Source organism: Roseomonas rosulenta, from assembly GCF_016106005.1.
Taxonomy (GTDB): domain Bacteria; phylum Pseudomonadota; class Alphaproteobacteria; order Acetobacterales; family Acetobacteraceae; genus Neoroseomonas; species Neoroseomonas rosulenta.
This window is the reverse complement of record NZ_JACADR010000260.1, coordinates 1-6269: the sequence shown is the minus strand read 5'-3', so window position 1 is coordinate 6269 and position 6269 is coordinate 1. Positions and strand designations below refer to the sequence as shown.

4 protein-coding genes are annotated in these 6269 nt (G+C 71.7%); all 4 read right to left on the bottom strand.

All coding sequences use genetic code 11. The annotated features are described in order from the left end of the window. A partial coding sequence (gene alaS / locus HW578_RS21405) for an alanine--tRNA ligase (RefSeq protein WP_198372746.1) occupies positions 1-2627 on the bottom strand: 2627 nt, incomplete at its 3' end. Between the two features lie 159 nt (positions 2628-2786). After that, positions 2787-3833 carry a recombinase RecA gene (gene recA, locus HW578_RS21400; protein ID WP_198372745.1) on the bottom strand — a complete coding sequence of 349 codons (1047 nt, stop codon included), beginning with the start codon at positions 3831-3833 and terminating at the stop codon, positions 2787-2789. 349 nt (positions 3834-4182) lie between these two features. Next, complete coding sequence (locus HW578_RS21395; RefSeq protein WP_198372744.1) at positions 4183-5679, bottom strand: ATP-binding protein; 1497 nt, start codon at positions 5677-5679, stop codon at positions 4183-4185. Then, positions 5676-6269, bottom strand: a 594-nt coding sequence (locus tag HW578_RS21390) for an EscU/YscU/HrcU family type III secretion system export apparatus switch protein (RefSeq protein ID WP_198372743.1), incomplete at its 5' end; no start/stop codon positions are given. The genes HW578_RS21395 and HW578_RS21390, both read right to left, overlap by 4 nt.

The following is a 6269-nucleotide window of genomic DNA, read 5'->3' as shown; positions in this document are numbered from 1 at the left end:
ACCGCCGCCAGCGCCTCGGCCACGCGGCCGGCATCCGGTCCGCCGGCCTGCGCCATGTCCGGCCGCCCGCCGCCGCCCTTGCCGCCCACTGCCGCGCTCGCCACGCGCACCAGCGCCACGGCGTCGGTGCGACCCTTCGCGGCTTCGCCCGTCGCGACCACGATGCTCGCCTTGCCCTCAGCCGTGGAGACCAGCGCCACCACATCCGCGGTGCCGCCCTTCAGGATGGCCTCGGCCAGGCCCTTGAGGTCGCGCGGCGGCACCTCGCCCAGGTCGCGCAGTGCCACGCGCAGCCCGGACACCGTCTCGACCTCCGCGCCGCCGCCGCCGGTCGCGAGCTTCTTGCGCAGCTCCGCCACCTCGCGCTCGAGCTTGCGTCGTTCCTCGACCAGGGCCGCGATGCGCCCCGCCAGTTCGCCCGGCTGCGCCTTCAGCACCGCGGCCGCGGCGATCAGGCTCTCCTCCATGCCGGCGATGTGCGCCAGCGCCGCATCGCCGGTGACGGCCTCCACGCGCCGCACGCCGGCGCTGACCGCGCCCTCGGACAGGATCTTGAACAGGCCGATATCGCCGGTGCGCCGCACATGCGTCCCGCCACAGAGCTCGAGCGAGTAGACGCCGTGCTTCTCCACCGCCGCCGGGTCATGGCCCATGCCGACGACGCGCACCTCCTCGCCGTACTTCTCGCCGAACAGCGCCATGGCGCCGGCTTCCACCGCGGCCTCGGGCGTCATCAGCCGCGTGACCACCTCGGCATTCTCGCGGATGCGGGCATTCACCTCGGCCTCGACCCAGTGCAGGTCTTCCTCGCTCATGGGCGTGGGCTGGGAGACGTCGAAGCGCAGCCGGTCCGGCGCGTTGAGCGAGCCCTTCTGCGCGACATGGTTGCCCAGCCGCCGGCGCAGCGCCTCGTGCAGCAGGTGCGTCGCGGAATGGTGCGCGCGGATCTTCGACCGCCGCGCGTGATCGACCTCGGCCGTGACGGCCTGGCCGACCTTCGCCTCGCCTTCCATGACCGTGCCGATGTGCACATAGAGCGCACCCAGCTTCTTCTGCGTGTCGCGCACCGCGATCGTGCAGGCCGGGCCGGCCTGGATGATGCCGGTGTCGCCCACCTGGCCGCCGCTCTCGGCGTAGAAGGGCGTCTGGTTCAGCAGCACCGCGACCTCGGCGCCGATCGGCGCGGCATCGACCGGGACGCCGTCGCGCACAATCGCGACGATCTCGCCCTCCGCGCTCTCGGTCGTGTAGCCGAGGAACTCGCTGGCCCCGACCTTCTCCTTCAGGTCGAACCAGACGCTCTCGGTCGCGGCCTCGCCGCTACCCGCCCAGGCGGCGCGGGCGCGCTTGCGCTGCTCGGCCATGGCGGCGTTGAAGCCCTCCACGTCCACCGGGCGGCCCTCGGCGCGCAGCGCATCCTGCGTGAGGTCGAGCGGGAAGCCGAAGGTGTCGTACAGCCGGAATGCGACCTCGCCCGGCAGCGTCTGGCCCGAACCCAGCCGCGCCGTCTCCTCTGCCAGCAGGCCAAGCCCGCGTTCCAGCAGCGAGCGGAAGCGGGTTTCCTCAAGGCGCAGGGTTTCGGAGATCAGCGCCTCGGCCCGCACCAGCTCCGGATAGGCCGCGCCCATCTGCCGAACCAGCGCGGGCAGCAGCCGGTGCATCAGCGGATCGCGTGATCCCATCATGTGCGCGTGGCGCATCGCGCGGCGCAGGATGCGGCGCAGCACGTAGCCGCGGCCTTCGTTCGACGGCAGCACGCCATCGGCGATCAGGAAGGCGCCGGCGCGCAGGTGGTCCGCCACCACGCGATGGCTCACGCGGAACGGCCCGTCGGGCTCCTGCCCGGTGGCTTCCGCGCTGGCCAGGATGATCGCCCGCAGCGTGTCCGTGTCGTAGTTGTCGTGCTTGCCCTGCAGGATGGCGGCGAAGCGCTCCAGCCCCATGCCGGTGTCGATCGAGGGCCTGGGCAGCGGGCTGCGCGTGCCCGCCGGTTCCTCGAGGAACTGCATGAAAACCAGGTTCCAGATCTCGATGAACCGGTCGCCATCCTCGTCCGCGCTGCCCGGCGGCCCGCCGGGGATCTTGTCCCCGTGGTCGAAGAAGATCTCGGAGCACGGGCCGCAGGGCCCGGTATCCCCCATGCGCCAGAAATTGTCCGAGGTACTGATGCGGATGATCCGGCTGTCCGGCAGCCCGGCCACCTTCTTCCAGATCGCCGGCGCCTCCTCGTCCTCGGAGAACACGGTCACCAGCAGCCGGTCCTTGGGCAGCCCGAAATCCTTGGTCAGCAGCTCCCACGCATAGGGGATCGCCTGTTCCTTGAAGTAGTCGCCGAAGGAGAAGTTCCCCAGCATCTCGAAGAAGGTATGGTGGCGCGCCGTGTAGCCGACATTGTCGAGGTCGTTGTGCTTCCCGCCCGCGCGCACGGACTTCTGCGCCGTGGTGGCGCGCTTGTAGGGGCGCGTCTCCTGCCCGGTGAAGACGTTCTTGAACTGCACCATGCCGGAGTTCGCGAACATCAGCGTCGGGTCGTTGCGCGGGACCAGCGGGCTGCTCTCCACCACCTCGTGCCCGTTGCGGGCGAAGTAGTCGAGGAAGGTGGCGCGGATGTCGTTGCTGCTCGTCATGTCCGATCCGTAGCGACCCCCGGAAATCCGGGCACCGGCAAGGTGTTGACCCAAGGGACGGACAGGTAGCGCGCGACACGCGGGCCGTGAAGGGGCCAGCACGGCGAAAGGGGCGGAACCCTGCGGTTCCGCCCCCATTCCTCCGCGCGGCGCGTCCGGCTATTCGGCCGCCATCGCCTCGTCGTCGCCGGCGCTCTCGCCGACCAGCATCTGGTCCACCAGCAGCCCGGCCTGGCTGCGGATGCGCTGCTCGATCGAATTCGCCATCTCCGGGTGGTCGCGCAGGAACTGCTTGGCGTTCTCGCGCCCCTGGCCGATGCGCTGGCTGTCGCAGGAGAACCAGGCGCCCGACTTCTCGACCACGCCGGCCTTCACGCCGAGGTCGATCAGCTCGCCGACCTTGGAGATGCCCTCGCCATACATGATGTCGAACTCGACCTCGCGGAACGGCGGGGCCATCTTGTTCTTCACCACCTTCACGCGGGTGTGGTTGCCGGTCACCTCGTCGCGGTCCTTGATGGCGCCGATGCGGCGGATCTCCATGCGGACCGAGGCGTAGAACTTCAGCGCGTTGCCGCCCGTGGTGGTCTCCGGGTTGCCGAACATGACGCCGATCTTGAGCCGGATCTGGTTCAGGAAGATCAGCAGCGTGTTGGACTTGCTGACCGACCCGGTCAGCTTGCGCAGCGCCTGGGACATCAGGCGCGCATGCAGGCCGACATGGCTGTCGCCCATCTCGCCCTCGAGCTCCGCGCGCGGCACCAGGGCGGCGACGGAGTCCACCACCAGCACATCCACCGCGCCCGAGCGCACCAGCGTATCCGCGATCTCGAGCGCCTGCTCGCCCGCATCGGGCTGGCTGATCAGAAGGTTGTCGACATCGACGCCGAGCTTCTTGGCATAGCCGGGGTCGAGCGCGTGCTCGGCGTCCACGAAAGCGCAGGTGCCGCCCTTCTTCTGGGCTTCCGCGATGACATGCAGCGCCAGCGTGGTCTTGCCCGAGGATTCAGGCCCGTAGATCTCGATGATGCGCCCCTTGGGCAGCCCGCCGATCCCGAGCGCGAGATCGAGCCCGAGCGAGCCCGAGGACACCACCTCGATCTCCCCCTGCTGCGACTGCTTCGCGCCGAGGCGCATGATCGAGCCCTTGCCGAAGGCGCGCTCGATCTGGCTCAGCGCGGCGTCCAGCGCCTTTCCCTTATCCATGCCCTTCCCCCGCTCCAGCGATGGCTTATCAACCATAGGGCGATCTCCTTCAGGCGTCTATCGCCCATTACATGAGGGACCCGACAAGTCCCTGTCCCGCCCCACCCGCGCATGGCGGGGCGATTCGACGCAAGCCAAGCATGCGCGAAACCGCCCCGGGCATCAAGAACAGATTAAGAACATTTCGTCAGGCGCTTTTCCGCACCCCGCGGAGCGCGGCCACGCCGCGATCCGGGAGCGCGCATGCGCGACCGCGCCCAAACCATCATCCCCGCCGGGCGCACCAGTACACGGCGCGAAGGCAAGCCGGCCGGACGGCCGGCGCCCGCCGTCTGAGGGCACACAAAATCTAAGCGGCGGCGACAGCCGCCGCCAGTTCCGCCATCCGGAAGGGCTTCTCCAGGAAGCGCACGCCCTTTCCCGCTAACCCTTCCCCCACCGCCGCCGCCGCGTAGCCCGAGACCAGCACCACCGACAGCCCCGGCAGGCGCAAGCGCAGCGTCTCCGCGAGCGCCAGCCCGTCCATCTCCCCCGGCATGGTCACGTCGGTCACCAGCACCTCCGGCACGAAGCCGTCATCCACCGCGGCGAGCGCCGCCTCGGCATCCTCGGCCGCCTGCACCTCGTGCCCCGCGCCGACCAGGGCGCGGCGCGTGAGCATGCGCAGCGGCGCCTCGTCCTCCACCAGCAGAACGCGCCGCGCGACGGCGCCGGCGGGTGCCACGGCCGGCGGGGCCTCGGCCTGCACGGCCGCCTCGCTGCGCGGGAACCACAGCCGGAAGACCGTGCCGCGCCCGGGCTCGGAGCTCACCGACACATGCCCGCCCGATTGCCGCAGGATGCCGAGCACGGTGGACAGCCCGAGCCCCGTGCCCCCCTGTCCGCGCCGCGTCGTGAAGAAGGGCTCGAAGATGCGCGGCAGCAGCGCGGGCGGAATGCCCCCGCCCTGGTCGGCCACGCTCAGCACCGCCCAGGGGCCGGGCGGGATGACCGCACCCTGCGCCACCTCCTCCGCCGCCAGGTCGATGGCCGCGAGGCCGATGCGGATGGTCCCGCCCTCCGGCATGGCGTCGCGCGCATTCACCACCAGGTTCAGCAGCGCCTGGTCGAGCTGCGACGGATCGACCCGCGCGCGCGGCCCCGGCAGGTCGAGCTCCAGCACCAGCGCATGCCGCGCCCCCAGCAGCCGCGTGAGCAGCGGCGCCATCGCCTCCACCGCCGAACCGAGTGCGACCACCCGTGGTGCGAGCGCCTGCCGGCTCGCGAAGGCCAGCAACTGCCGCAGCAGCCGCGCCCCGCGCCCCGCGCTGTCGAGGATCTGGCGCAGGTCCTCCGCCGTCTCGGCCTCCGGCCCGCGCGCCAGCGCCGCCTCCGCCGCGCCCGAGATCGCCGCCAGCAGGTTGTTGAAGTCATGCGCGACCCCGCCGGCCAGCTGGCCGATCGATTGCAGCCGCGCGCCTTCCTCCATCTGCGCCTGCATGCGCCGGCGCGCCGTCACGTCCACCACGCGCATCAGCGCGCCGGGCTCGCCGCGCAGCGGGCGGCAGGCGACCTCGAAACTGGCATCGGGGGGCAGCGCGGCATTGGCGATGCGCGCCGCAACGACGGGCGGCGCCGGCGGGCCGGCCAGCGCGGCGGCGATCGCACCCGCCACCGCCGCGCGCGAATCCTCGACGAAGAGTGCTGACCCGTGCAGCCCCGCCGCCGGCGCCGCGCCGCAGAATTCCGCCAGCGCCGGATTGGCGAGGCGGATCCGCCCCTCGGTGTCGAGCACCGCGAGGCCCGCCGCCTCCTCCGCCTCGAACAGGCGCCGGAATGCCGATGCCTCGTGGTCGCGATCCGTCACGCCGATGGCCCCCGCCCGCCGAGCCGCCAAACATAGGCGATGATCTCGGCCACCGCCTGATAATGCTCGGCCGGGATTTCCGCATCCAGATCGAGCCGGAACAGCGCGCGCGCCAGTGGCGGATTGGACACGATCGGCACGCGGCTTTCCTCGGCCAGGGCGCGGATGCGCGCCGCCACCGCATCGGCGCCCTTGGCGACCACGCGCGGCGCGGCCGAGCTGCCCTGCTCATAGGCGAGGGCAACCGCGAAATGCGTCGGGTTGGTCACCACCACCGCGGCCTTCGGCACCGCGGCCATCATACGCCCGCGCGCGCGCTGCTCGCGCAGGCGGCGCAGCCGGCCCTTCACCTGCGGGTCGCCCTCGCTCTCGCGCGCTTCCTCCTTCAGGTCCTGGCGGCTCATGCGCAGCCTGTGCAGGTGGCGCCAGCGCACCCAGAGCCAGTCCAGCACGGCGATCGCCGCGAAGGCCGCGAGTGCCGCCAGCGCGAGGTCGCCCGCCGCCCGCCCACCCGCCGCCAGCAGCGCCGCCGGCGGCAGGTGCAGCAGGCCGGCGAGCGCCGGGAACGGGAGGGCACACGGCTGAGCCCC